We start from the raw sequence: 23,559 nt of genomic DNA, 5'->3' as shown, positions 1-23,559 counted from the left end.
CCTCGCAAGCTCGTCGTCTGTCCAACTGGCTGCGCCAGTTGTCGAACCCCGGTCGGTGGTTCTCATCCCCCCTTGGTTTGGGGGATACATATAAGCAAAAAGCCCGTACTTCTGTACAGGCTCTCAACTTGAATATGGCGGTGAGGGGGGGATTGACTCGCTGCGCTCGCCCTTCGGGCACTCTCCTCGCAAGCTCGTCGTCTGTCCAACTGGCTGCGCCAGTTGTCGAACCCCGGTCGGTGGTTCTCATCCCCCCTTGGTTTGGGGGATACATATAAGCAAAAAGCCCGTACTTCTGTACAGGCTCTCAACTTAAATATGGCGGTGAGGGGGGGATTCGAACCCCCGATACGTTGCCGTATACACACTTTCCAGGCGTGCTCCTTCAGCCACTCGGACACCTCACCATATTGTCGCTCCAGCATTACTGGAACGGGCGCTAATGTAGGGAAATATCTTTTCTACGTCAATCAACTTTTTTAAAAAAAAGCGCGTTTATACAAACTTCCACCAATCTGTGGTTTTAATAAGCGAAAACTGCTTTTTTTGCCCGCGCCGGGAAATTTGCTATGCTGCACATCCCGTTGAAAACGCTGATAACAGGCGCAATCACATTCCGCACAATACTGCTCAGGAGATAACATGGAGATAATTTTTTATCACCCGACATTTAACGCCGCCTGGTGGGTAAATGCACTGGAGAAGGCTCTCCCACATGCGCGCGTTCGTGAATGGAAGGTCGGTGATAACAACCCCGCAGACTATGCGCTTGTATGGCAGCCCCCGGTTGAAATGCTGGCCGGAAGACGCTTAAAAGCCGTCTTTGCGCTGGGCGCGGGGGTGGATGCAATTCTGAGTAAATTAAATGCGCATCCGGAAATGCTGGACGCCTCCATTCCTCTATTCCGTCTGGAAGATACCGGAATGGGCCTGCAAATGCAGGAGTATGCCGTCAGCCAGGTATTACACTGGTTCCGTCGTTTCGATGATTATCAGGCGCTGAAAAATCAGGCGCTATGGAAACCGTTGCCGGAATATACCCGCGAAGAGTTTAGCGTCGGTATCATGGGCGCAGGGGTACTGGGTGCAAAAGTGGCAGAAAGTCTACAGGCGTGGGGGTTCCCGTTACGTTGCTGGAGTCGTAGTCGCAAATCCTGGCCTGGCGTGGAAAGTTATGTTGGGCGTGAAGAGCTGCACGCTTTCCTGAACCAGACGCGGGTGCTGATTAATCTGCTGCCGAATACGGCCCAAACGGTAGGAATTATTAATAGCGAATTGTTGGATCAATTGCCGGATGGCGCTTACGTGTTGAATCTCGCGCGCGGCGTGCATGTTCAGGAGGCGGATCTGCTGGCTGCACTTGATAGCGGTAAGCTAAAAGGCGCGATGTTGGATGTCTTTAGCCAGGAACCGTTACCGCAGGAAAGTCCATTATGGCGCCATCCGCGAGTCGCCATGACGCCGCACATTGCGGCAGTCACCCGTCCGGCGGAAGCCATCGATTATATTAGCCGCACCATTACCCAGCTGGAGAAGGGAGAGCCGGTAACGGGGCAGGTGGATCGGGCGAGAGGATATTGATATCAACCCGGCGCAGGCCGGGTTTCGCTAAAAAACGCTGGCGATACCTGCTATCCTTGTCGGAAATGACTACAGGAGAGAGCAATGTATCCCGTTGACCTGCATATGCATACCGTCGCCAGCACTCATGCCTACAGTACTCTGAGCGATTATATCGCGGAAGCCAAACGCAAAGGCATTAAACTTTTTGCGATTACCGATCATGGTCCGGACATGGAAGATGCGCCGCATCACTGGCATTTTATTAACATGCGCATCTGGCCGCGTCTGGTTGACGGCGTGGGGATACTGCGTGGCATTGAGGCGAATATCAAGAATATTAACGGTGAAATTGATTGTTCCGGAAAGATGTTCGACTCGCTGGATCTGATTATCGCAGGCTTTCATGAGCCCGTTTTTGCGCCGCATGATAAAGAAACCAATACTCAGGCGATGATCGCGACCATCGCCAGCGGCAAGGTGCATATAATTAGTCACCCCGGAAATCCAAAGTATCCAGTGGAGGTTAAAGCCATCGCGCAGGCGGCGGCGAAACACCATGTAGCGCTGGAAATCAACAACTCTTCTTTTCTGCATTCGCGTAAAGGAAGCGAAGATAATTGCCGCGCGGTCGCTGCCGCCGTACGCGATGCGGGAGGCTGGGTAGCGTTAGGCTCTGATTCCCATACGGCCTTTACGCTTGGCGATTTCACCGAATGCCGGAAAATTCTGGATGCGGTGAATTTTCCGGAAGATCGAATCCTGAACGTCTCTCCGCAGCGCTTACTGGCCTTTCTCGAATCACGCGGTATGGCGCCTGTACCGGAATTTGCCGAACTTTAATCGTTATTTATGGGAAGATATCAATGAATGAGTTTTCAATCCTGTGCCGTGTGCTGGGATCGTTGTTTTACCGCCAACCGCAAGATCCTTTACTGGTTCCGCTGTTTACGTTAATCCGTGAAGGTAAACTGGCGGCAAACTGGCCGCTGGAGCAGGATGACATGCTGGCGCGTTTACAGAAAAGCTGCGATATCACGCAGATTTCCACTGATTACAATGCGTTATTTGTTGGGGAAGAGTGCGCGGTAGCGCCATACCGCAGTGCGTGGGTCGAAGGCGCGGAAGAGTCTGAGGTGCGCGCTTTTTTAACGTCGCGAGGGATGCCGCTGGCCGATACGCCTGCCGATCACATTGGCACTTTATTGCTCGCGGCCTCCTGGCTGGAAGATCAGTCTGCCGAAGATGAAAGTGAAGCGCTGGAAACCTTATTTGCCGATTATCTGCTTCCCTGGTGCAATACCTTCCTCGGTAAAGTTGAAGCCCATGCCGTTACGCCATTCTGGCGCACTCTGGCGCCGCTAACGCGTGATGCGATAGGGGCCATGTGGGATGAACTTCAGGAAGAAGATGAAGAATAATGTGATGTAAATCACCATTAACTGCAACGGGTTTTACATCATTGCATAAAATGTGTGCGTGATCTCATTAATGTGCCGCTTTTCTGTTATGATGCGCGCCATGAACATACTTCTTTCTATTGCTATCACTACGGGCATCCTTTCTGGAATATGGGGATGGGTGGCCGTCTCCCTGGGGTTACTAAGCTGGGCCGGTTTTTTAGGCTGTACGGCTTATTTCGCCTGTCCGCAGGGCGGCTTTAAGGGATTGTTGATTTCCGCCTGTACGCTGTTAAGCGGTATGGTGTGGGCGCTGGTCATTATTCACGGTAGCGCGTTGGCGCCGCATCTGGAAATTGTCAGTTACGTGTTGACGGGGATCGTGGCATTCCTGATGTGTATCCAGGCAAAGCAGCTATTGCTTTCTTTTGTTCCGGGAACATTTATCGGCGCCTGCGCGACATTTGCAGGGCAGGGTGACTGGCGGTTGGTATTACCGTCGCTGGCGCTGGGGCTAATCTTTGGCTATGCCATGAAAAATAGTGGGCTATGGCTGGCATCACGCCGCGAGCAACATTCAGCGAATACGGCGGTCACAAAATAAAAAAGCGTGGGGTTCTTCCCCACGCTTTGTCGTATTGATCAGGATTCTGGCGGTACTGACAGCTCACGGTATTTCACCAGAATATCATTTTGCCTGTCCGCTTTATTCTGCAAATCCCACAGTCCGCGATCGATACCATCATTAATGAGGAAGATAACGCCGGTTTCAATGGCTGACATCAGACACAGCATCACCGGTTCGTTCGAGGTATAGCCGATTTCGCCTTCCAGTAAGCGCTGGTAATCAATAAAACGGAACACGCCTGCCTGTACTTCATAGGAAAGGATCGTTTTACTGGTGTTCACCGAAGAAAGGATCTCGCCCGTACTGACGTTAACCACGCGCAGGTTGACAGCAATCTGATCCAGCTGATACTGCGTATCGGCGCCAATACCGAAATATCTTGCGCCGACCCCGCCGGATTTGACGTTACTTTCATAACCAATAATAGAACCTTCCACCATAATATTTGCCGCCGTCAGCGACTGAAGCGGGATACGGTTATTCATCGCCACGGTGCCGTTTTCCTGGGCTGCGCGAATAATTTTCCGTTCATTCAAAAGATTCTGTAAGCCTTGTCGTTCCAGCGGGATAAACCAGCGCGAATCTTTCAGCGCAGTGACCAACATAGCGGTGGCGCTCTGCGGCACAGCCGTAGAAAAGTTACTTGCCGGGTAAGGTTTAAATTGGCCCGTTTCATCCTGAATGTTATATACCGAAACAAAGATCTTACCGGTGGGAGCAGGTAAGTGCGTCAAATCTTTGTAACTTTGTGCGCGGGGCATTAATGTCGGTTTCGCAGCTTGTTTCGGCGGGGCAGTTAAGCATCCGCTCAACAATAAAACGGCAACCAAAATAAGTAAGCGCGGCATGATTTATATCCTTTAGTGACTGTAGCTTAAAAATCGGTTGACTGAGTTTGTAAACCTGACACTTCGATGGTCGAGGTTCTTCCCGTTTTTCTGTCCGTGACGTTGAGCTGGAGCTGTCCGTCGCGATTAGCGATATCGATAATAAAATCGTTGGTCACCATACGTCCTGGTTTCCCGGTATTAATATTGGTCAACAAGCCGCCCAGAATTTGCGATTGAATAGCCTGCGTAAAGTTATCCAACGCTGAGGGGGGTTCGATACCAAAATCGTTATCATAAGCGGGGTCTTTATATGAATTTTGCGCCTGGGCGCTATTCAATAAAAAGGAACCGTTATTGGGGTTTCCACCAAAGTTAGGATTACGGAACTGGAACGTCATATTTCCAGCCCAGGTTAATGGCGAAAAAAGCATGAGCAGCACTACTGCATGTTTAACACGCATGACAGCCTCCGGATAAAAATCATGTTTTAGAATTCATCACGCGCTAAATCACTCGTACTTAATAGCGTTTGATCTATTTGTCGGCGATTTAATGCTTCCTCTGTTTGCGCTAATGCGAAGACGACGGTTTTCTCGAAGTCTCTTTTCATTGGAAATAAAAAGGTCTGGAAAATAACGTCCTGATTTACCGTTATGGTTATCCAGCTTCCCCAACGCGCACTGGGTCTTTCATTAATGGTCAGATTGCCGGTGTATTCGCTTTCCCATTTGTCGCTGAATGCACGATAGAATTCATGTCCTATCGAAGAGACGGTATGGTCGGTTAACAATCCGGGAACCTCGACTTCAACTTCATTGGCATGCAGGTTTCCGGTAGCGAACAGTAACTCTGCTGCTACAATCCAGGTCAGATAGCGTTTCATGGCCTTACCGCCTGAGATTATCGTTTGCCCATGAAACTGCCTGGGTGCGATTTTTGACAGCTATCTTTTTGAAAAGATTATAAAGATGTGTCTTAACCGTATTCTCGCTGATAAATAGCGACCTGGCGATTTCATTATTAGAGGCACCAATACGTAACTTATTGAGGATCTCTTTTTCGCGATGAGTGAGTAATGCGGACTCGGTGCTGTTGTAGCGGTAATTTCCTGAGTGTGTAATCAGGTAACTGGCTAATTTTTGTGAAAAATAGCATTCGCCCCGCAGAATACCCTGTAATCCGCTGACCACGTGTTCCTGGTCTTCAGTGGCGTAAAACACGCCGTTAATATGAGGCCAGTTTTCAATTTCACGGTAGGGATAATCGTCAGGGGTATTTAACAATAATGTTTTTATATTATTGTTTTTGCGGCTTAAATTATCCTGCCAATAGTGGATAAGCTTCTTATCCGCTTCCATCATATCCATTAAAACAATGCAACTGGCTGAGATATCTTCCAGAGAACGTTGAATATTATGCAGTTTTCCGGTTATGGCCAGCGATTGCTTTAAATGTTGCAATAATGCCGTAGCTTGCAGAGATGGCTTTGTGATCAACAATAGTGTGTGACCATGACTACTATGGACTTCATTAAACATGATGAAACTCCACTTTTTTTAATCGCACATCTGACAGCTGCCCCCATAAAATAAAGGCACCAGAAGTACTGACAGATGTTGCACTGCTGTGGGTTGAAATAGCCCATTATCCAGAAAGAGAAAAATATTTACGAAAATACTTTTAACTGTTTTCAATCTAGCCATTACAAATCTTAAAGCAAGTGTTAAACTTGTAACAAGATGTAAAAATATATATTAAAATGTTGTTTTTGGGTTTTTTTGAAGTTTAGATTTGATAGTAAAGTTGTACATTTCGCTGTTATTGCATAGATTTAAAAAATCATACAAATTATAATAATTCATTGATTTTTAATCATTTTAATTATTATATGTTATGTTTTGATTTTATTTTTTCTTAAAATTTGAGACGTGGCATTAACCTGGACAGCACAAAGACAAAAAAAACGAAGTGTGTCACGTCTTGTGCGTATTGCCCCCCATGGGAAGCATAAGAACATCCCCATGGCGGCATAACACACACCAACACTTCATTTTTTGGGTTCGCGATACACTCTCTTCTGTGGCCAAAAATCAATTATAAAAAATCACATGGCTATCGTTTTATTAGTACTTTGGTATGAGCTTAAATAACAAAATACCACGCGTGGGTGAGTTATTAAAAATGTTTCCACGGACATACTCTTCATCGTAACGACGCGTTAACAAAAAACGCATGTCGCTAACAAAGTAATAGATAATTTTCGCTATGTACGACCAGGTCCAGGGTGACAGCATGAAAAACAAATTGTTATTTATGATGTTGACAATACTGGGTGCGCCTGGGATTGCAACCGCGACAAATTATGATCTGGCTCGTTCAGAGTATAATTTTGCGGTAAATGAATTAAGCAAGTCTTCATTTAATCAGGCGGCCATTATTGGTCAAGTCGGCACGGATAATAGTGCCAGAGTACGCCAGGAAGGATCAAAACTATTGTCCGTTATTTCACAAGAAGGAGGAAATAATCGGGCGAAAGTCGACCAGGCAGGGAATTATAACTTTGCGTATATTGAGCAAACGGGCAATGCCAACGATGCCAGTATATCGCAAAGCGCTTACGGTAATAGTGCGGCTATTATCCAGAAAGGTTCTGGAAATAAGGCCAATATTACCCAGTACGGTACGCAGAAAACAGCAGTTGTAGTGCAGAAACAGTCGCATATGGCTATTCGCGTCACCCAACGCTAATACCGTTACGACTTTTAAATCAATCCGATGGGGGTTTTACCATGAAACTTTTAAAAGTGGCAGCATTCGCAGCAATCGTAGTTTCTGGCAGTGCTCTGGCTGGCGTCGTTCCACAATGGGGCGGCGGCGGTAATCATAACGGCGGCGGCAATAGTTCCGGCCCGGATTCCACGTTGAGCATTTATCAGTACGGTTCCGCTAACGCTGCGCTTGCTCTGCAAAGCGATGCCCGTAAATCTGAAACGACCATTACCCAGAGCGGTTATGGTAACGGCGCCGATGTAGGCCAGGGTGCGGATAACAGTACTATTGAACTGACTCAGAATGGTTTCAGAAACAATGCCACCATCGACCAGTGGAACGCTAAAAACTCCGATATTACTGTCGGTCAATACGGCGGTAATAACGCCGCGCTGGTTAATCAGACCGCATCTGATTCCAGCGTAATGGTGCGTCAGGTTGGTTTTGGCAACAACGCCACGGCTAACCAGTATTAATTTAGCGTCTGCGCTAATAAAAAAACAGGGCATAAGCCCTGTTTTTTTTCGGGAGGAAATTATGCATACTTTATTGCTCCTTGCCGCACTTTCAAATCAGATTACGTTTACTACGACTCAGCAAGGCGATATTTACACGGTGATCCCTCAGGTCACATTAAACGAACCCTGCGTCTGTCAGGTGCAAATTCTCTCTGTGCGCGACGGCGTCGGGGGACAAAGCCATACACAGCAAAAACAAACGCTATCTTTACCTGCTAATCAACCGATTGAGTTGTCTCGTCTTAGTGTAAATATATCTTCAGAGGACTCGGTTAAAATTATTGTTACTGTTTCGGACGGACAATCACTGCATTTATCACAACAATGGCCGCCTTCTGCACAGTAGTTTTTGATGGTGGCGGAAATGGATTGGCTGACCTGGGTATAAAGAGGCGATAAAAGCGTCTCATCGTCTCGGCATGTCGCTAAAAGGTAACGCCGAACCCTCGAGGATGACTAATCATTGAGGAGTTAACATGTCCGTAATCAAGAAAAATATCCCTGCCATAGGCCTGTGTATCTGCGCTTTTTTTATCCATTCTGCGGTAGGGCAACAAACGGTACAGGGCGGCGTTATCCATTTTCGCGGCGCGATTGTTGAGCCACTGTGCGATATTTCTACTCACGCCGAAAATATTGATTTAACCTGCCTACGCGAAGGTAAAAAGCAAATGCACCGGATAGACCTTCGGCAGGCATCTGGATTACCGCAGGATATTCAGTCCATTGCGACGGTACGGCTGCATTATCTCGATGCGCAAAAAAGCCTGGCGGTGATGAATATTGAGTACCGTTAACGGCGGTGTCATAGATATAAAAAGAGCGACTCTGTTGAAAGCCCTGCTGTACACTTTGCAGATAAGGTGAGACAAAAGGGGGGGGGTTATGACATCACGTCTTCAGGTCATACAGGGTGATATCACTCAACTTAGCGTCGATGCGATTGTGAATGCCGCTAACGCATCATTAATGGGCGGCGGTGGCGTAGACGGCGCGATTCATCGCGCGGCGGGGCCGGCATTGCTGGACGCCTGTAAACTCATCCGTCAGCAACAGGGCGAATGTCAGACGGGACATGCGGTTATCACGCCTGCTGGCAAGCTTTCGGCAAAGGCGGTTATTCACACAGTGGGGCCCGTCTGGCGAGGCGGCGAACACCAGGAAGCTGAGCTACTCGAAGAGGCATACCGGAATTGTTTGCTGCTTGCCGAGGCGAATCACTTTCGTTCCATCGCTTTTCCGGCAATCAGTACCGGCGTTTATGGCTATCCACGCGCCCAGGCCGCTGAAGTCGCCGTCAGGACGGTTTCAGATTTTATTACCCGTTACGCTCTGCCTGAACAGGTATACTTTGTCTGTTATGATGAAGAAACTGCCCGGCTTTACGCAAGATTACTTACTCAGCAAGGCGACGACCCTGCCTGATAAAACACGCCTGGAGCGTGCCGTTGAACCGCTATGCGCGCGCCATCCCGGAGAGTGCGGCATTCTTGCGCTGGATAACAGTCTGGACGCTTTTGCCGCCCGCTACCGCCTGACCGAAATGGCGGCGCGGACGCTGGATGTGCAGTATTATATTTGGGAAGACGATATGTCCGGGCGACTGCTCTTTTCGGTACTGCTGTCGGCGGCGAAGCGCGGCGTTCATGTTCGTCTGTTGCTGGATGATAACAATACGCCTGGTCTGGATGATACGTTGCGCTTGCTGGATAGCCATCCTAATATCGAAGTTCGTCTGTTTAATCCTTTCTCTTTTCGTACGCTACGCGCGCTGGGATATTTGACGGATTTTGCGCGGCTGAATCGGCGGATGCACAATAAAAGTTACACTGCTGACGGCGTAGTGACGCTGGTCGGTGGGCGCAACATCGGCGATGCCTATTTCGGCGCTGGCGAGGAGCCGCTATTTTCCGATCTGGACGTGATGGCCATTGGCCCGGTGGTCAATGATGTCGCCAATGATTTTGAACGTTACTGGCGCTGTAGTTCAGTGTCGACATTGCAGCAAGTATTATCCCTTTCTGAGCAGGAACTGACGCAGCGTATCGAACTTCCCGAATCCTGGTATAACGATGAGATCACCCGCCGTTATCTGCATAAGCTGGAAACCAGTCAGTTTATGGCGGATCTCGATCGCGGAACGTTGCCGCTGATTTGGGCAAAAACACGCTTGCTTAGCGATGACCCTTCTAAAGGCGAGGGGAAGGCGCAGCGCCATTCGCTTCTTCCGCAGCGATTATTTGACGTGATGGGGTCGCCGACGGAGCGTATCGACATTATTTCCGCTTACTTTGTTCCTACGCGCGCAGGCGTGGCGCAGTTGCTTAATCTGGTCAGGAAAGGCGTGAAGATCGCCATCTTAACTAACTCTCTGGCGGCCAACGATGTGGCGGTCGTTCACGCAGGGTACGCGCGCTGGCGCAAGAAATTACTGCGCTATGGCGTGGAGCTCTACGAACTGAAACCGACCCGCGAACATGAAACCGCCGTACATGATCGCGGACTCACCGGGAACTCAGGTTCCAGCTTACATGCTAAAACGTTCAGTATTGATGGTAGTAAGGTGTTTATCGGGTCGCTTAATTTTGATCCCCGTTCAACGCTTTTAAATACCGAAATGGGCTTTGTCATTGAAAGTGAAACGCTGGCGACGCTTATCCATAAGCGTTTTACACAGAGCCAACGCGATGCGGCCTGGCAACTGCGGCTGGATCGCTGGGGACGAATTAACTGGATCGATCGTCAGCAAGAAGAGGAAAAGGTGTTAAAGAAAGAACCCGCTACGCGTTTCTGGCAACGAGTTCTGGTACGGTTGGCGGCAATTTTACCTGTGGAATGGTTGCTGTGAACCCACGCGCGGAAAACTACCCGATCGTGGCGCGACTTTCTCGTTTTACCGGCGGTTTACCTGAAAAGAGAAATTTCAGGAGCGGGATGCGTAAATGAATTTCATACAGAATTAACGCAATACCCATAACAAATATCAGCCCGCACAAGAACCCGATCAGGTTGGAGGAGATATGCGGCGTAATATACGCGCCAAAGAAAAGCGTTAAGGGATGATGCACCAGATAGATAAACAGCGAAGCATTCACGAAATAGGTGACACGCGCGGACTGAAAGTTTAACAAGCGATGCCCCAGTGAGAATACCACGTTCACCATCCACAGCCCCATTACCATCGTAATCACGGATTCGGTTTCGTACATCCAGGCGTCGCCGCTCCCATAACGTTGATTCAGCAGATACGCGATAAAAGCAACGGCAGCGCCTAAAGTGCATCCGCGTGAGGGCGTGGTGAAGCGCGCTTTCAGATCGGGGTGAATGAAGGCCAACGCGCCGAGAATAAAAAATGGCACATAAAATAGCGTTTGCATCACAATAAAATTGAACATGCCGTCACTGAGGATTGCCGGATATACGATGAAAATAATGCGCCTGATAGCGGCGTAAGCCATCCCCAGCAGGAAAAAAATAAGCGAAAGCCTGGCCAGTGAAATAGCGGCGGGACGAGGCTTGCTTGTTTCCTGCCTTTTTTGGAACCAGGTAAAAATCCCGATGCTGACTGTGGTTAATATCACCAGCACCAGTAAAAACCACAGATGTGAAATGAGTTCCCACGCTAACGTATTATATTTTTCATAGGCAGAGAGTGTAGGCCAGTTCTCTGTTTTCTCTTTGACATATTGCAACAGGATAAATTGCGGCAAGGTAAGCAAAGGGATTGCGGTAAGCATGGGAATACCCACACGTTCTACCCGTACTTTCCACCAGCGTTTTAACGGATAACGTAAAAACAACATGTACGAAAAATAACCAGAAATAACAAAAAACACCTGCATACGAAAAGCGTGGATAAAATCGTTAAACAGGGTTAGCCACCATGATGGCGTGGCGCTATTGACATGCCAACTGTGAGTGGAATAGATCAACGAGATATGAAAGGGAATCCCTAACAACATCAGCCATGCGCGGATAGAGTCAAGAAAATATTCACGCGGCGCGGGTACAGAGCTCATATAAGGTCACGTATTCTCAGATTTTTCACCTTATCCATAAGGCGAATTATAGTTACATTCGGTAGCAACCCTACACCAACTCCGACAACCTGTCTCCAGGATAAGCACGCAAAGTGAAAACAGGCGCGGGAGGTGCTTAATCCATGAGCCAGCGCGCTGAACAAAGCCTGGATTCAGTTGTCGTAATGCCTGATTATCCATTAAAATGGATCGGATCGATATAAGCACACAAAGGGGGAAGTGCTTACTTATTATGAAACATAAACGACAAATGATGAAAATGCGTTGGTTGGGCGCAGCTATTATGTTAACGCTTTACGCATCATCGAGCTGGGCGTTCAGTATTGATGACGTGGCAAAACAAGCTCAATCTTTAGCCGGGAAAGGCTATGAGGCGCCTAAAAGCAACTTGCCCTCCGTTTTCCGCGACATGAAATATGCGGATTATCAGCAGATCCAGTTTAACAGCGATAAAGCCTACTGGAACAACTTAAAGACCCCTTTTAAGCTCGAATTTTACCATCAGGGGATGTACTTCGATACGCCGGTCAAGATTAACGAAGTGACGGCGACGACGGTCAAAAGAATCAAATACAGCCCGGATTACTTCAATTTTGGCAATGTTCAGCACGATAAAGACACGGTAAAAGATTTAGGCTTCGCCGGGTTCAAAGTTCTGTACCCCATCAACAGTAAAGATAAGAACGACGAAATCGTCAGTATGCTTGGCGCCAGCTATTTCCGCGTTATCGGCGCAGGCCAGGTATATGGCTTATCTGCGCGCGGCCTGGCGATTGATACCGCCTTACCATCTGGTGAAGAGTTTCCCCGCTTTCGCGAGTTCTGGATTGAGCGTCCAAAACCCACCGATAAGCGTTTGACCGTCTATGCATTACTGGATTCTCCGCGCGCGACCGGCGCTTACCGTTTTGTGATCATTCCTGGCCGCGATACCGTGGTGGACGTGCAGTCAAAAGTCTATCTGCGCGATAAAGTGGGCAAGCTGGGCGTTGCGCCATTAACCAGTATGTTCCTGTTTGGGCCAAACCAGCCGTCGCCGACGACCAACTATCGTCCGGAACTGCATGACTCGAACGGCTTATCCATTCATGCGGGTAATGGCGAGTGGATTTGGCGTCCGCTGAACAATCCAAAACACCTCGCTGTGAGCAGCTATGCAATGGAAAACCCTCAGGGATTCGGCCTGTTGCAGCGTGGTCGCGAGTTCTCGCGCTTTGAAGATTTAGACGATCGCTACGACCTGCGTCCAAGCGCCTGGATTACCCCGAAAGGCGACTGGGGCAAAGGTAAGGTTGAACTGGTTGAAATTCCGACCAATGATGAAACCAACGATAACATCGTCGCTTACTGGACTCCGGATCAACTGCCGGAACCGGGTAAAGAGATGAACTTCAAGTACACTCTGACCTTCAGCCGCGATGAAGATAAACTTCATGCGCCGGATAATGCTTGGGTGCTGCAAACACGCCGCTCAACGGGCGACGTTAAACAGTCGAATCTGATTCGCCAGCCCGACGGCACTATTGCCTTTGTGGTGGATTTCGTTGGCGCCGACATGAAAAAACTGCCGCCGGATACGCCTGTCGCTGCGCAAACCAGCATTGGCGATAACGGTGAAATCGTTGACAGTAATGTACGCTATAACCCAGTCACTAAAGGCTGGCGTTTAATGCTGCGCGTGAAAGTCAAAGACGCGAAGAAAACCACGGAAATGCGTGCCGCATTGGTGAATGCCGATCAGACGCTAAGTGAAACCTGGAGCTACCAGTTACCTGCCAATGAATAAAACAACTGAGTATATTGACGCACTGCTGCTTTCTGAACGTGAGAAAGCGGCATTGCCGAAAACTGACATCCGCGCCGTGCATCAGGCGCTGGATGCCGAGCATCGGACTTACTCGCGAGAAGACGATTCACCGCAGGGTTCCGTAAAAGCCCGCCTTGAACACGCCTGGCCGGATTCATTGGCGAAGGGGCAGTTAATTAAAGATGATGAAGGGCGCGATCAGTTGCAGGCTATGCCAAAAGCGACGCGCTCTTCGATGTTTCCTGATCCCTGGCGAACCAACCCGGTTGGCCGTTTCTGGGATCGTCTGCGTGGGCGGGATGTAACGCCGCGCTATGTTTCTCGTCTGACAAAAGAAGAGCAGGCGAGCGAGCAAAAATGGCGTACCGTCGGCACTATACGCCGCTATATTTTGTTAATTTTGACTCTGGCGCAAACCGTCGTCGCGACCTGGTATATGAAGACCATTCTGCCTTATCAGGGATGGGCGCTCATCAATCCTATGGATATGGTGGGGCAGGATATTTGGGTCTCTTTTATGCAGCTCCTGCCCTACATGCTGCAAACCGGTATCCTGATTCTGTTTGCCGTGCTGTTCTGCTGGGTGTCAGCCGGATTCTGGACGGCGCTGATGGGCTTCCTGCAACTGCTTATCGGGCGCGATAAGTACAGCATCTCCGCGTCTACGGTTGGCGATGAGCCCCTCAATCCGGAACACCGGACGGCGCTGATCATGCCTATCTGTAATGAAGACGTTAGTCGCGTTTTCGCCGGTCTGCGCGCGACCTGGGAGTCCGTTAAAGCCACAGGCAACGCCGCGCATTTCGACGTCTATATCCTTAGCGACAGTTATAACCCGGATATCTGCGTGGCGGAGCAAAAGGCGTGGATGGAGCTTATCGCGGAAGTGCAGGGCGAAGGCCAAATTTTTTACCGTCGCCGCCGCCGCCGTATGAAACGCAAAAGCGGCAATATTGACGATTTTTGCCGCCGCTGGGGCAATCAGTACAGCTATATGGTGGTGCTGGACGCGGACTCAGTGATGAGCGGCGAGTGTCTGAGCGGCTTGGTGCGCCTGATGGAAGCGAATCCAAACGCCGGGATTATCCAGTCTTCGCCGAAAGCGTCGGGGATGGATACTCTGTATGCCCGCTGCCAACAGTTCGCGACCCGCGTCTATGGGCCGCTGTTTACCGCCGGGCTGCACTTCTGGCAGTTGGGGGAGTCGCACTACTGGGGGCACAATGCCATTATCCGCGTGAAGCCGTTTATCGAGCACTGCGCTCTGGCGCCGCTGCCGGGAGAAGGTTCGTTCGCCGGATCGATTCTTTCCCACGACTTTGTGGAGGCGGCGCTAATGCGTCGGGCAGGGTGGGGCGTCTGGATTGCCTACGATCTCCCCGGCTCCTATGAAGAGCTGCCGCCAAACCTGCTGGATGAGCTTAAACGCGACCGCCGCTGGTGTCACGGCAACCTGATGAACTTTCGTCTGTTCCTGGTGAAAGGAATGCACCCGGTGCATCGCGCCGTGTTCCTGACGGGGGTAATGTCATATCTGTCCGCGCCGTTATGGTTTATGTTCCTCGCGCTTTCTACCGCGCTGCAGGTCGTTCATGCGTTAACAGAGCCGCAATATTTCCTTCAGCCGCGCCAGCTTTTTCCGGTCTGGCCGCAGTGGCGTCCGGAACTGGCAATCGCGCTGTTTGCATCAACGATGGTGCTGCTGTTCCTGCCGAAGCTGCTCAGTATTATGCTGATCTGGTGTAAAGGCACCAAAGAGTATGGCGGTTTCTGGCGCGTTACGCTGTCGCTGTTGCTGGAAGTGCTGTTCTCCGTATTGCTGGCGCCGGTGCGTATGCTGTTTCATACCGTGTTTGTGGTCAGCGCGTTTCTCGGCTGGGAAGTGGTCTGGAACTCACCGCAACGCGACGATGATTCTACGCCGTGGGGAGAAGCCTTTATGCGTCACGGCTCTCAACTGCTGCTGGGGCTGGTCTGGGCGGTGGGTATGGCGTGGCTGGATTTACGCTTTCTGTTCTGGCTGGCGCCGATTGTCTTTTCGCTGATTCTGTCGCCATTTGTTTCGGTGATCTCCAGTCGTTCAACGGTAGGATTACGCACCAAACGCTGGAAGCTGTTCCTGATCCCAGAAGAGTATTCGCCGCCTCAGGTGTTGGTCGATACCGATAAATATCTGGAGATGAATCGCCGCCGTATTCTGGACGATGGCTTTATGCATGCGGTATTTAACCCGTCGCTTAATGCGCTGGCGACCGCGATGGCCACTGCGCGTCACCGCGCCAGTAAGGTACTGGAAATAGCCCGCGATCGTCATGTGGAGCAGGCGCTAAACGAAACGCCGGAGAAACTGAACCGCGATCGGCGTCTGGTTTTGCTCAGCGATCCGGTGACGATGGCGCGTTTACACTATCGGGTCTGGAATGCGCCAGAGAGATACTCTTCCTGGGTAAACCATTATCAGTCTCTCGTCCTGAATCCGCAGGCGTTGCAGGGACGAACATCGTCAGCGAGATAAGGTCTTCAGGTCTGGAGTGAGGTGAAAAATACCGGCGTGATGCCGGTATTTTTATAGTGAAATGAGGTATCAGGTGCGTATATTCGCGGTGAGTATAATGGTAATTACCCTGAGCGGCTGCGGCAGTATTATCAGCAGAACGATCCCCGGACAAGGACACGGTAACCAGTATTACCCTGGCGTGCAGTGGGATATGCGTGATTCCGCATGGCGCTATATCACTATCCTCGATCTGCCCTTCTCACTGATCTTCGATACACTGCTACTGCCGCTCGATATTCACCACGGGCCTTATGAGTAATTAACGCTCATCCCATTCGTCTGCCGCAGTACGGCCTTCCTCGGTATCAAGCGGGGGTTCAAGCTGGAATTCCCCTTCATCCCATTCATGCAAAGTATTCTCTTCCTGCCACTCCTGGCGGATCTCTATCTCATCATAATCGCCGTCAAACACGCTCTGCGCGGCTTCACCACTCAGCATCGGCAGACATTCGCCATCTTCACCTTCATCGGCGAAAAATTCGACCTGCCACATGATGTCCCCATCCTGCAGTACATATTTCTGAACGTTGAACTGCTGCACATTCGCTTCGTCTTGTTCGAGGCCTGGATGGTCAGCCAGAAATTCTTCCCGGGCTGCATCGATAGCTTCTTCCAGCGTGGCATACATGGTCATCAGTGTCTCCCTTTGATTTGATGAGGTATTTAGGGAAAGAATAGCTGATTCTGTAATATTGCAAGTATGAAAGCGCAAAAATTATTCTATTGCCAGTCTGCGCCGTCGTAAGCTGTTCCATGAATAGATAGCATTGAACAACACCACGCCTGCCGTGACGCAGAATACGGCGCGGAAGCCATAGCTCGCGGAAATTGCGGCGCCCATGAGAGGGCCGGTGACGTTGCCGATATCGCGGAAAGATTGGTTGTAACTGAATATGCGCCCGGCTATCTGGTTGGTAGAGTTGTAAACCAGCAGAGTTTGAACGGCTGGCAGCAGCGCGCCATCCGCCGCGCCAAGCAGAAACCGCAATAGCGCGAGCTGCCACGGCGTTTGCACAAAAGACATTGGAATCAGCAGCAGTACGGAAATAATCAGCGCGACGATAAGGATCTTTTCCGGGCCAATTCTGTCGCCAAGCTTGCCGAGCCGGGGGGCGCTAAGTAATGCCGCCACGCCGGGAACGGACGCTATCATTCCGCTAATGAACGCAATATTACTGACATTGCCTGCGAGTTCGCGCACATAGAGCGTCAGGATGGGCGCAATAGACCCCGTCGCCACCTGAATAATCAGCGTGGTGACAAACAGGCTTAACACCAGGCGGGGATTTTTTAACGAGGCGACCACTTCCCGAACGTGAAGCATCTCTTTTTTGCTCACCGGCAGGAAATTCTCGCGAATGAAAAAGAAGGTGAGCAGAAAACAGATAAACAAAACGCTGGCGGTAATAAAAAAGACCGGACGAAGGCCGTAATGGTCGGCGAGCAGACCGCCCGCAAGTGGGCCAAGCAGAGCGCCGCTGACGCCGCCAGTAGAGAGCGTCCCTAACGCCCAGCCGCTTTTGTGGCGCGGCACCTGAGTGGCGATGAGCGCATTGGCGTTGGGAATAAATCCGCCCAGCAGGCCTAATAACGCGCGGAGGATCAGAAATTGCCAGATATTTTGCGCCATGCCCATTAACAGCATCACAATGGCCATGCCGAGAGCGGAACGCAACAGCATGATCTTACGCCCTTTACGATCCGCCAGACCGCCCCAAAAAGGGGAAGCGATAGCTGAAAAGAGGAACGTAATACTAAAGACCAGCCCGGACCACATGTTAAGCGCGCTATGGCCTGTTACACCGAGTTGCTCAACGTAGAGAGGGAGAAAAGGCATGACCAGACTGAATGCCGCGCCGGTTAAAAAACAGCCCAGCCAGGTAACGGTTAGATTGCGTTTCCAGTTTATGGGGACATCAGAGGGTGACATAGCGTTCCACAGTATGATGCGCGTTTTGCGCTATCATCAATTTAATTATGAGCGTACTAATTATAATTATGCGCCGACCTTACCAGCCTCGCAATGTGGGGAGCTTTTAAAGCTAAAAGAGGGGAAAAATTGCAGCCTGACGGCTGCAATCCTGTCAATAGCGCGACGGTACGCCTTCAGGGCGAGTTTTAAAGCGGCGATGCAGCCACATATACTGCTCTGGCGCCATCATAATGCACTGCTCAACAATCTTATTCATCCATGCGGCAGTCGCTTCTGCGCTCTCCAGCGGAGGCGAATATTCCGCAGGAAGAATGATCAGTTCGTAGCCTTTCCCATCGGGTTTACGGCGAGGAACGAAGGGGATAATACAGGCTTTAGACATGCGCGCCAGCATCCAGGTACCGGAGGTCGTGGCAGCCTGGTCGACGGCAAATAATGGTACAAAAACGCTGGCGCGCGGGCCATAATCGTGATCCGGCGCATACCAGATCAATTCGCCGCTTTTCAATGCCTTAACCATGCCTTTCAGATCTTTGCGATCCAACATCGATTTATTGGAGCGTAAGCGTCCCCAGGTCTGTAACCAGTCGAGCAACGGATTATCATTCGGGCGATAAACTCCGATCCCTGGGTTATGCATACCAAACATGCGGGCGCCAAACTCAAGGGTAAGGAAATGTATTCCTACCAGAATGAACCCCAGCCCCTGCGCTTTAACTTCACGGATATGCTCCAGACCGCTCGCTTCCATCCAGCGGTTCACTCGCCGATCGGGCCAGAACCAGGCCATGCCGGTTTCCATCACGCCCATACCGACGGATTCAAAGTTTTTGACCACCATGGTGTGGCGTTCCTGCGCGCTCATTTCCGGAAAGCATAATTCAAGGTTGCGATAGGCGATTTTCGCGCGGCGTTTCATTACGCGTCGCGCCAGGTGGCCCAATGCGCAACCCAACTTATAGATGACCGGGTAGGGGAGTTGCACGACCAACCAAAGCGCGCCTATACCCAACCAGGTTAACCAATAGCGCGGGTGCAGTAAGGCCACGGAGAACTTAGGCAACTTCGTCATTTCTATCCTGTCTTTCAACGAACAATTCCCCGTATTCTCGCATCTTTTTGCGTTGAGCAAAAATATGTAGCAGGAGAGTGGCGATTAAATCGACAATTGTTGTTAATTATTTAGTGTAAAGCAGGAAATGTAGCGCAAAATGTGTGGATGTAAATTGGCGAGACTTGCCTTATCATGCCTGCCCACTTTATTTTTTGCTGATTGCAGGATACGTACACCATGCCAGTGTTACACAACCGCATCTCTAATGACGAGCTGAAAGCCAAAATGCTGGCGGAAAGCGAGCCGCGTACGACAATTTCTTTTTATAAATATTTCACAATCGCCTCGCCGCAACAGACGCGGGACGCGTTGTATCAGGTGTTTACGGCGTTGGACGTTTTTGGTCGCGTTTACCTGGCACATGAAGGCATCAATGCGCAAATCAGCGTGCCGCAAAGCAAGCTCGAGACGTTTCGTCAACAGCTTTATACGTTCGATCCCGCGCTGGACGGGCTGCGTTTAAATATCGCGCTGGAGGATGACGGAAAGTCATTTTGGGTGCTGCGTATGAAAGTTCGCGACCGTATCGTCGCTGACGGTATTGACGATCCGAGTTTTGACGCCAGTAATGTCGGCGATTATCTGAAGGCGGCAGATGTGAATGCGATGCTGGACGATCCTGATGCGGTCTTTATTGATATGCGCAACCACTATGAGTATGAAGTCGGCCATTTCGAAAATGCTCTGGAAATCCCGGCGGATACGTTTCGTGAACAGTTGCCAAAAGCGGTTAAAATGCTGCGGGAACATGCAGATAAAAAGATAGTGATGTACTGTACCGGCGGTATTCGTTGTGAGAAAGCCAGCGCCTGGATGAAACACAACGGTTTCAATAAAGTCTGGCATATTGAGGGTGGCATCATTGAGTACGCCCGTCGCGCGCGCGAGCAGGGGCTTCCCGTTCGCTTTATCGGCAAAAACTTTGTATTTGATGAGCGAATGGGCGAACGAATCTCGGATGAGGTTATCGCGCATTGCCATCAGTGCGGCGCGCCCTGCGATAGCCATACCAACTGCAAAAATGACGGTTGCCATCTGCTGTTTATCCAGTGTCCGCAGTGCGCCAGTAAATTTAACGGCTGCTGTAGTGAACAATGCTGTGAAGAGTTGGCCTTGCCGGAGGAAGAACAGCGGCGACGTCGCGCGGGTCGTGAGAACGGCAACAAAATTTTTAATAAATCGCGTGGTCGGCTTAATAGCAAACTGAGCATTCCCGATCCGGCCGAGTAATATTTTGCCGGATAGCAGCGTAAAGGCCGCTATCCGGCATTTCGCCAGGCGTTACTTCTGCTGAACGCCTTCTACTGAGATGATAAGCTCAACCTCTTGTGAGGCCGGGCCGAGATCGGTAGTTATATTGAAATCCTTCAGCTTAATTTTTCCTTCGGCCTCAAAGCCCGCGCGCTTACCGCCCCACGGATCGTCGCCCTGGCCCATCAGCTTCGCTTCCAGCGTTACCGGTTTAGTCACGCCATTGAGCGTCAGATTGCCGGTAATATCCAGTTCATCGCCCTCTTTTTTCACGCTGGTAGAGGTGAAGGTTGCCTGCGGGAATTTCGCAACATTAAGAAATTCCGCGCTACGCAGGTGTTTGTCACGTTCGGCATGGTTAGTGTCGACGCTATTGGTGTTAATGGTCACGTTCACTTTGTCTGCCGACGGATTTTTTTCGTCAAAAGTGAACGTGCCGTCGAAATCTTTAAAGGTGCCGTATAGCCAGCTGTAGCCCAGATGCTGAATGCGGAAATTGACGAACGCATGTTGGCCTTCTTTATCAATTTTATACTCCGCCGCCACGGCGGAACCGGTCGTGAATAACAAGGATGCGAGGGTGAATCCCAGCAGGTTTTTTTTCATTTTTGAGCTCCATAGTCAGATGACGACATTCCTGTCATACGTTTCAGTGTGTCGTCTTTATCGATGAAATGGTGTTTTAGCGCCATAACCCCATGCGAGAGCGAGATAATGACCAGCGACCAGGCAAACCACAGATGCAGCGTTCCGGCGATGTCAGCCTGCGCGCCCGCATCCGTAAGCGTGGCCGGAATCTCAAACCAGCCAAAGACGCTAATCGGTTTACCATCGGCGGTGGAAATCAGGTAGCCGCTAATGATTATCGCAAAGAGCAGGAGATACAGGAGGAGATGCCCCGCGGCGGCGCCAGCGCGCGTTAAACGGGAATAGCTGGTCAAAGCAACGGGCGGTGGCGAATAAAGCCGCCAGATAATACGCACGATCAGCGCCATCATCAGTAATATGCCAATACTTTTATGCATTTCCGGTGCCTGGTGATACCAGCCGTCGTAATAACTGAGCGTGACCATCCATAAGCCCAACGCAAACATGCCATAGACCACCAGGGCGGTCAGCCAGTGGAGCGCGGCGGAAATCACGCCATAACGCTGTGGAGTATTTTTAAATTGCATAAACACACCAACGAATATTTCACGAGAGAATGAAAATGGCGTGGAAAAGCGCCGAATGCAACTTATAAATAAGAATTTGAATGATATTTATTTTTATTTCAATAATTTTGATGTTGTTTGCGGTTCAGCTTCAGAAGTTTCGAGATATTTCCCCCTGATAACCGCGCAACGGCAGGAACTGGCATTATTGCCGTGCTTCAACGTTATGAAATAAAAAGTGAGGAATTTTCAGGAAGTGTCAGTTAACGTCAATGAAAAGCAATCAGAAGAAAAGGAGATAAACAATATCCATCACCGCCAGCAGCGACCAAAGAATAACGTAAAGCATGAAATGTTCGCGAATATTATTCATCAGAAAATGAAAGAGACGACGCATAGCTTACCTTAATAAACAGCCCCTTTACGGGGCCGACAAATTATTGGCTAAAACGGGAAAGCCGGAACGGCGTCAGATCAAAGGAGGGCGTTTTTCCCAACGCAAAATCCGCAGCGATTTCTCCTAACACCGGGGCGAATTTAAAACCATGTCCGCTGAGTCCAGTGATGACAAGCGTGTTCTCATGGCCAGGCAGCGTATCGATAATAAAATCCTCGTCCGGCGAATTATCATAGGTACATGCCGCCCCATGTAAACAACCGCCGATACCCGGCAATACGTTACGCAGGAAAGGAAATGCTTCCGCGCCATCGCTGGCAACGGCGGCAAAGGGCTTGCGCTCTTCCTGAGCCTGTATTAGCTGTCCGCCATTGTGTTTGCCGATTTTTAACTCGTCGTTCTCCGCCGGGAAGCCGTAATATTGATCGCCGTTGGGCATTTCGCCGGTAAAGGCCGGAAAGCGGTTTTTAGTGCTGTAGCGTCCATCCGCCTTAAACCAGGCAAAGACTTTACGTACAGGCTGAATGGGCAGCTCCGGTACTAGCGCTTTGACCCAGGTGCCCGCGCTAATCAGCGCCTTGCTGGCGTGGTAGCTGCCTTCACTCGTCTCTATCGTCACACCGTTATCATCATGGTGAATATGGCTTACCGGGCTGTTGAATAGCTGTGCGCAGCCAGCCTCTCGGGCCAGACGAAGCCATGTGGTAATGGCTAATTCGCTGCGCAGGAAACCGGAGTCAGCTTCAAACAGCCCGATATAATTATCGGGCACGCGAATTTCCGGCCAGCGCGTCATGAGGGCCGTCGCGTCCAGGCGCTCGACGTTCAATTGCCACTGTTGCGCGCTTCGTGCGACGTTGGCTAAGAAAGCGGAATCGGCCGGGCCGAGGTTGACGACGCCGGAGCGGACAAAAATAGGCTCTTCATTGTGTGTGGAGAGTTCATCCCAAAGCGCCTGGGCGCGAAGCACCAGCGGGACATATTTTTCGCCTTCACCATAAGCGTGGCGGATAAGTCGGGTATCGCCGTGATGGCTGCCCTGTTGATGAGGCGGCATATGCGCATCGGTCATCAGGACCTTTAGCCCGGCGCGGGTGGCGTAATAACCAGCGGCGGCGCCAACCGAACCGCTGCCGATAATAATAAGGTCGTATTTCATCAGCTTCTCTCTGCTATCGCGATGATTTCAGGGTAAATAACTGCGCTGAGATATACAAGCCAGAAATAAGTGAGGCACCTTACGGTGCCTGAGAGAGGGGGAGCGCGTCACGCTAATGGCGACGATACTCGTTTTCCTGGTAATCACCTGATTCTATTTTGGCGATGCCGGCTTCTAATATTGAAATAAATTGCCTGGCTACATCTGTCGTTAACCAGAGCGTTTGACCAACTTCAGTCCCTTCCGGTTCCGGACGATTTGGGGTCTGGTAGTGCAAACGCAGCATCAGCGCATCATAGCTATCGACGGTGCTGATGTCCCATCCTACAAGCGGATGGGTCTGAATGACTTCATTATTCTTTTCCATCATGCCCCCCTGGTACGTGTTATAAGACAACGGTTCTCGAGGTTCAATGCGTGTTTTTCTTCTGAAGCAACTTCA

Annotated in this window: 27 protein-coding genes, 1 tRNA gene and 1 other RNA gene; 14 read left to right on the top strand and 15 right to left on the bottom strand. The window is 50.3% G+C overall.

Going from position 1 to position 23,559, the window contains the following annotated elements; translation table 11 throughout:
* Positions 1 to 135: 135 nt before the first annotated feature.
* Positions 136 to 271: non-coding RNA, RtT sRNA (locus J4617_RS05685), on the bottom strand.
* 48 nt (positions 272 to 319) lie between these two features.
* Positions 320 to 407: transfer RNA gene (locus J4617_RS05680), tRNA-Ser, on the bottom strand.
* Between the two features lie 235 nt (positions 408 to 642).
* On the opposite strand from J4617_RS05680, the gene ghrA reads away from it, so the two are divergent.
* The 4 genes from ghrA (at position 643) to J4617_RS05660 (ending at position 3,564) form a co-directional block, all read left to right on the top strand.
* Complete coding sequence (gene ghrA, locus J4617_RS05675; protein WP_000402551.1) at positions 643 to 1,581, top strand: glyoxylate/hydroxypyruvate reductase GhrA; 939 nt, start codon at positions 643 to 645, stop codon at positions 1,579 to 1,581.
* An 84-nt stretch (positions 1,582 to 1,665) separates the two neighbouring features.
* Positions 1,666 to 2,403: a phosphatase gene (locus J4617_RS05670; RefSeq protein ID WP_000283643.1), complete on the top strand. Its 738-nt coding sequence runs from the start codon at positions 1,666 to 1,668 to the stop codon at positions 2,401 to 2,403.
* A 23-nt stretch (positions 2,404 to 2,426) separates the two neighbouring features.
* Positions 2,427 to 2,981 (top strand): molecular chaperone, encoded by a 555-nt coding sequence (locus J4617_RS05665; RefSeq protein ID WP_001001883.1) that lies wholly within the window; start codon positions 2,427 to 2,429, stop codon positions 2,979 to 2,981.
* A gap of 100 nt (positions 2,982 to 3,081) precedes the next feature.
* Entirely contained in the window at positions 3,082 to 3,564 is a 483-nt protein-coding gene (locus J4617_RS05660) for a DUF1097 domain-containing protein (RefSeq protein ID WP_001546652.1), read from the top strand.
* A gap of 38 nt (positions 3,565 to 3,602) precedes the next feature.
* On the opposite strand, the gene csgG is transcribed toward J4617_RS05660, so the two are convergent.
* From csgG to csgD, 4 genes are read right to left on the bottom strand one after another with little or no spacing between them, the layout of a single operon-like run.
* Entirely contained in the window at positions 3,603 to 4,436 is an 834-nt protein-coding gene (gene csgG, locus J4617_RS05655) for a curli production assembly/transport protein CsgG (RefSeq protein ID WP_001137620.1), read from the bottom strand.
* A 26-nt stretch (positions 4,437 to 4,462) separates the two neighbouring features.
* A complete protein-coding gene (gene csgF, locus J4617_RS05650; RefSeq protein WP_001264072.1) occupies positions 4,463 to 4,879 on the bottom strand; it encodes a curli production assembly/transport protein CsgF in 417 nt (138 codons plus the stop codon).
* Between the two features lie 26 nt (positions 4,880 to 4,905).
* Positions 4,906 to 5,301: a curli production assembly/transport protein CsgE gene (csgE, locus tag J4617_RS05645; protein WP_000833307.1), complete on the bottom strand. Its 396-nt coding sequence runs from the start codon at positions 5,299 to 5,301 to the stop codon at positions 4,906 to 4,908.
* A 4-nt stretch (positions 5,302 to 5,305) separates the two neighbouring features.
* Entirely contained in the window at positions 5,306 to 5,956 is a 651-nt protein-coding gene (gene csgD, locus J4617_RS05640) for a biofilm master transcriptional regulator CsgD (protein WP_000481519.1), read from the bottom strand.
* A gap of 754 nt (positions 5,957 to 6,710) precedes the next feature.
* Here csgD and csgB point away from each other — a divergent pair.
* The 6 genes from csgB to J4617_RS05610 all read left to right on the top strand — a co-directional run bounded on the left by csgB (position 6,711) and on the right by J4617_RS05610 (position 10,553).
* Positions 6,711 to 7,166 carry a curli minor subunit CsgB gene (csgB, locus tag J4617_RS05635; RefSeq protein WP_000791655.1) on the top strand — a complete coding sequence of 152 codons (456 nt, stop codon included), beginning with the start codon at positions 6,711 to 6,713 and terminating at the stop codon, positions 7,164 to 7,166.
* Between the two features lie 41 nt (positions 7,167 to 7,207).
* On the top strand, positions 7,208 to 7,663 hold the full coding sequence (csgA, locus tag J4617_RS05630) for a curli major subunit CsgA (RefSeq protein ID WP_000771416.1): 456 nt from the start codon (positions 7,208 to 7,210) through the stop codon (positions 7,661 to 7,663).
* A 61-nt stretch (positions 7,664 to 7,724) separates the two neighbouring features.
* Complete coding sequence (gene csgC, locus J4617_RS05625) at positions 7,725 to 8,051, top strand: curli assembly chaperone CsgC (protein ID WP_000557256.1); 327 nt, start codon at positions 7,725 to 7,727, stop codon at positions 8,049 to 8,051.
* A 130-nt stretch (positions 8,052 to 8,181) separates the two neighbouring features.
* Positions 8,182 to 8,502 carry a type 1 fimbrial protein gene (locus tag J4617_RS05620; RefSeq protein ID WP_000111254.1) on the top strand — a complete coding sequence of 107 codons (321 nt, stop codon included), beginning with the start codon at positions 8,182 to 8,184 and terminating at the stop codon, positions 8,500 to 8,502.
* Between the two features lie 88 nt (positions 8,503 to 8,590).
* Entirely contained in the window at positions 8,591 to 9,130 is a 540-nt protein-coding gene (gene ymdB, locus J4617_RS05615; RefSeq protein WP_000203944.1) for an O-acetyl-ADP-ribose deacetylase, read from the top strand.
* Positions 9,066 to 10,553, top strand: coding sequence for a phospholipase D family protein (locus J4617_RS05610; protein ID WP_000976323.1), 1,488 nt, complete (start codon positions 9,066 to 9,068; stop codon positions 10,551 to 10,553). Before ymdB ends, J4617_RS05610 begins: the two co-directional genes overlap by 65 nt.
* A 16-nt stretch (positions 10,554 to 10,569) precedes the next feature.
* On the opposite strand, the gene mdoC is transcribed toward J4617_RS05610, so the two are convergent.
* Positions 10,570 to 11,724 carry a glucans biosynthesis protein MdoC gene (mdoC, locus tag J4617_RS05605; protein ID WP_017466076.1) on the bottom strand — a complete coding sequence of 385 codons (1,155 nt, stop codon included), beginning with the start codon at positions 11,722 to 11,724 and terminating at the stop codon, positions 10,570 to 10,572.
* Positions 11,725 to 11,995: 271 nt separating this feature from the next.
* Here mdoC and mdoG point away from each other — a divergent pair, with 271 nt between their 5' ends.
* From mdoG to J4617_RS05590, 3 genes are all read left to right on the top strand, one after another.
* Positions 11,996 to 13,531 (top strand): glucans biosynthesis protein MdoG, encoded by a 1,536-nt coding sequence (gene mdoG / locus J4617_RS05600; RefSeq protein ID WP_001562609.1) that lies wholly within the window; start codon positions 11,996 to 11,998, stop codon positions 13,529 to 13,531.
* Positions 13,524 to 16,067, top strand: a complete 2,544-nt coding sequence (mdoH, locus tag J4617_RS05595) for a glucans biosynthesis glucosyltransferase MdoH (protein WP_001044610.1) — start codon at positions 13,524 to 13,526, stop codon at positions 16,065 to 16,067. Before mdoG ends, mdoH begins: the two co-directional genes overlap by 8 nt.
* A 73-nt stretch (positions 16,068 to 16,140) precedes the next feature.
* Complete coding sequence (locus J4617_RS05590; protein ID WP_001217832.1) at positions 16,141 to 16,368, top strand: YceK/YidQ family lipoprotein; 228 nt, start codon at positions 16,141 to 16,143, stop codon at positions 16,366 to 16,368.
* Here J4617_RS05590 and J4617_RS05585 read toward each other — a convergent pair whose 3' ends face one another.
* The 3 genes from J4617_RS05585 to J4617_RS05575 all read right to left on the bottom strand — a co-directional run bounded on the left by J4617_RS05585 (position 16,369) and on the right by J4617_RS05575 (position 19,114).
* Positions 16,369 to 16,743 carry a MysB family protein gene (locus J4617_RS05585; RefSeq protein ID WP_000180050.1) on the bottom strand — a complete coding sequence of 125 codons (375 nt, stop codon included), beginning with the start codon at positions 16,741 to 16,743 and terminating at the stop codon, positions 16,369 to 16,371. It abuts the gene before it with no gap.
* An 81-nt stretch (positions 16,744 to 16,824) separates the two neighbouring features.
* The gene (mdtG, locus tag J4617_RS05580; RefSeq protein ID WP_000075053.1) at positions 16,825 to 18,039 is read right to left on the bottom strand and encodes a multidrug efflux MFS transporter MdtG; all 1,215 of its coding nucleotides are present in this window, start codon (positions 18,037 to 18,039) and stop codon (positions 16,825 to 16,827) included.
* Positions 18,040 to 18,193: 154 nt separating this feature from the next.
* Positions 18,194 to 19,114 (bottom strand): Kdo(2)-lipid IV(A) acyltransferase, encoded by a 921-nt coding sequence (locus J4617_RS05575; protein WP_000163973.1) that lies wholly within the window; start codon positions 19,112 to 19,114, stop codon positions 18,194 to 18,196.
* 219 nt (positions 19,115 to 19,333) lie between these two features.
* On the opposite strand from J4617_RS05575, the gene J4617_RS05570 reads away from it, so the two are divergent.
* Positions 19,334 to 20,386 (top strand): rhodanese-related sulfurtransferase, encoded by a 1,053-nt coding sequence (locus J4617_RS05570; RefSeq protein WP_001748342.1) that lies wholly within the window; start codon positions 19,334 to 19,336, stop codon positions 20,384 to 20,386.
* Positions 20,387 to 20,437: 51 nt separating this feature from the next.
* Here the strand turns inward: J4617_RS05570 and J4617_RS05565 are convergent, their stop codons facing one another.
* The 5 genes from J4617_RS05565 to bssS all read right to left on the bottom strand — a co-directional run bounded on the left by J4617_RS05565 (position 20,438) and on the right by bssS (position 23,484).
* A complete protein-coding gene (locus J4617_RS05565; protein ID WP_000739886.1) occupies positions 20,438 to 21,013 on the bottom strand; it encodes a YceI family protein in 576 nt (191 codons plus the stop codon).
* The gene (locus tag J4617_RS05560) at positions 21,010 to 21,582 is read right to left on the bottom strand and encodes a cytochrome b (protein WP_001159776.1); all 573 of its coding nucleotides are present in this window, start codon (positions 21,580 to 21,582) and stop codon (positions 21,010 to 21,012) included. The genes J4617_RS05565 and J4617_RS05560 overlap by 4 nt, the downstream gene beginning before the upstream one ends.
* 262 nt (positions 21,583 to 21,844) lie before the next feature.
* Positions 21,845 to 21,958, bottom strand: coding sequence for a YceO family protein (locus tag J4617_RS05555; protein WP_001253282.1), 114 nt, complete (start codon positions 21,956 to 21,958; stop codon positions 21,845 to 21,847).
* Positions 21,959 to 21,998: 40 nt separating this feature from the next.
* Entirely contained in the window at positions 21,999 to 23,117 is a 1,119-nt protein-coding gene (gene solA / locus J4617_RS05550; RefSeq protein ID WP_000872768.1) for an N-methyl-L-tryptophan oxidase, read from the bottom strand.
* Positions 23,118 to 23,229: 112 nt separating this feature from the next.
* Positions 23,230 to 23,484, bottom strand: coding sequence for a biofilm formation regulator BssS (gene bssS / locus J4617_RS05545; RefSeq protein ID WP_000414441.1), 255 nt, complete (start codon positions 23,482 to 23,484; stop codon positions 23,230 to 23,232).
* Between the last annotated feature and the right edge of the window lie 75 nt (positions 23,485 to 23,559).

This window comes from Salmonella sp. 32010601201800023SM (assembly GCF_017572235.1).
Lineage (GTDB): Bacteria > Pseudomonadota > Gammaproteobacteria > Enterobacterales > Enterobacteriaceae > Salmonella > Salmonella enterica.
The sequence above is the reverse complement of the archived record's forward strand: the minus strand, read 5'-3'. Positions and strand labels throughout refer to the sequence as shown.

Excerpts from the sequence above, each read along its gene's own strand:
- csgE (WP_000833307.1), bottom strand. The coding sequence starts at position 5,301 with ATGAAACGCTATCTGACCTGGATTGTAGCAGCAGAGTTACTGTTCGCT.
- mdoC (WP_017466076.1), bottom strand. The coding sequence starts at position 11,724 with ATGAGCTCTGTACCCGCGCCGCGTGAATATTTTCTTGACTCTATCCGC.
- J4617_RS05570 (WP_001748342.1), top strand. The coding sequence starts at position 19,334 with ATGCCAGTGTTACACAACCGCATCTCTAATGACGAGCTGAAAGCCAAA.
- csgF (WP_001264072.1), bottom strand. The coding sequence starts at position 4,879 with ATGCGTGTTAAACATGCAGTAGTGCTGCTCATGCTTTTTTCGCCATTA.
- J4617_RS05610 (WP_000976323.1), top strand. The coding sequence starts at position 9,066 with ATGATGAAGAAACTGCCCGGCTTTACGCAAGATTACTTACTCAGCAAG.
- J4617_RS05585 (WP_000180050.1), bottom strand. The coding sequence starts at position 16,743 with ATGACCATGTATGCCACGCTGGAAGAAGCTATCGATGCAGCCCGGGAA.
- csgA (WP_000771416.1), top strand. The coding sequence starts at position 7,208 with ATGAAACTTTTAAAAGTGGCAGCATTCGCAGCAATCGTAGTTTCTGGC.
- J4617_RS05670 (WP_000283643.1), top strand. The coding sequence starts at position 1,666 with ATGTATCCCGTTGACCTGCATATGCATACCGTCGCCAGCACTCATGCC.
- csgC (WP_000557256.1), top strand. The coding sequence starts at position 7,725 with ATGCATACTTTATTGCTCCTTGCCGCACTTTCAAATCAGATTACGTTT.
- bssS (WP_000414441.1), bottom strand. The coding sequence starts at position 23,484 with ATGGAAAAGAATAATGAAGTCATTCAGACCCATCCGCTTGTAGGATGG.
- mdoG (WP_001562609.1), top strand. The coding sequence starts at position 11,996 with ATGATGAAAATGCGTTGGTTGGGCGCAGCTATTATGTTAACGCTTTAC.
- solA (WP_000872768.1), bottom strand. The coding sequence starts at position 23,117 with ATGAAATACGACCTTATTATTATCGGCAGCGGTTCGGTTGGCGCCGCC.
- csgG (WP_001137620.1), bottom strand. The coding sequence starts at position 4,436 with ATGCCGCGCTTACTTATTTTGGTTGCCGTTTTATTGTTGAGCGGATGC.
- mdtG (WP_000075053.1), bottom strand. The coding sequence starts at position 18,039 with ATGTCACCCTCTGATGTCCCCATAAACTGGAAACGCAATCTAACCGTT.
- J4617_RS05620 (WP_000111254.1), top strand. The coding sequence starts at position 8,182 with ATGTCCGTAATCAAGAAAAATATCCCTGCCATAGGCCTGTGTATCTGC.
- J4617_RS05555 (WP_001253282.1), bottom strand. The coding sequence starts at position 21,958 with ATGCGTCGTCTCTTTCATTTTCTGATGAATAATATTCGCGAACATTTC.
- J4617_RS05665 (WP_001001883.1), top strand. The coding sequence starts at position 2,427 with ATGAATGAGTTTTCAATCCTGTGCCGTGTGCTGGGATCGTTGTTTTAC.
- mdoH (WP_001044610.1), top strand. The coding sequence starts at position 13,524 with ATGAATAAAACAACTGAGTATATTGACGCACTGCTGCTTTCTGAACGT.
- J4617_RS05560 (WP_001159776.1), bottom strand. The coding sequence starts at position 21,582 with ATGCAATTTAAAAATACTCCACAGCGTTATGGCGTGATTTCCGCCGCG.
- csgB (WP_000791655.1), top strand. The coding sequence starts at position 6,711 with ATGAAAAACAAATTGTTATTTATGATGTTGACAATACTGGGTGCGCCT.
- csgD (WP_000481519.1), bottom strand. The coding sequence starts at position 5,956 with ATGTTTAATGAAGTCCATAGTAGTCATGGTCACACACTATTGTTGATC.
- ymdB (WP_000203944.1), top strand. The coding sequence starts at position 8,591 with ATGACATCACGTCTTCAGGTCATACAGGGTGATATCACTCAACTTAGC.
- J4617_RS05575 (WP_000163973.1), bottom strand. The coding sequence starts at position 19,114 with ATGACGAAGTTGCCTAAGTTCTCCGTGGCCTTACTGCACCCGCGCTAT.
- J4617_RS05660 (WP_001546652.1), top strand. The coding sequence starts at position 3,082 with ATGAACATACTTCTTTCTATTGCTATCACTACGGGCATCCTTTCTGGA.
- J4617_RS05565 (WP_000739886.1), bottom strand. The coding sequence starts at position 21,013 with ATGAAAAAAAACCTGCTGGGATTCACCCTCGCATCCTTGTTATTCACG.
- ghrA (WP_000402551.1), top strand. The coding sequence starts at position 643 with ATGGAGATAATTTTTTATCACCCGACATTTAACGCCGCCTGGTGGGTA.